This is a genomic window from Olavius algarvensis spirochete endosymbiont, assembly GCA_900608495.1.
GTDB lineage: Bacteria > Spirochaetota > Spirochaetia > DSM-2461 > DSM-2461 > UBA2779.
This window is the reverse complement of sequence record UWYT01000275.1, coordinates 1-263: the sequence shown is the minus strand read 5'-3', so window position 1 is coordinate 263 and position 263 is coordinate 1. Positions and strand designations below refer to the sequence as shown.

The 263-nt window shown below is 56.7% G+C and carries 1 protein-coding gene; it reads right to left on the bottom strand.

Annotated elements, in window-relative coordinates; genetic code table 11:
* The coding region (locus tag S1OALGB6SA_RS10370; protein WP_195910385.1) for a hypothetical protein at positions 1 to 263 on the bottom strand (263 nt) is incomplete at both ends.

The window sequence follows — 263 nt, the reverse complement described above, 5'->3', positions numbered from 1 at the left end:
CACCGCCTCCATTGTTTTCGTTGCCGTTGGGAGGCGAGCCGGCTGAGTCTGAACCAGGGGGGTCACGAAAACCAGGGGGAAAATCCTCACCATAACCAGGGTAAAGACCAGGATAATAAATTGGACCAGGTGTTCCACCGGAATAGCCCCCGCCCCCTGAGTCACCACCACCATCGTTGTCGCTACTTCCACCGCCTCCATTGTCTTCGTTGTCGCTACTTCCACCGCCTCCATTGTTTTCGTTGCCGCTACTTCCACCGCCT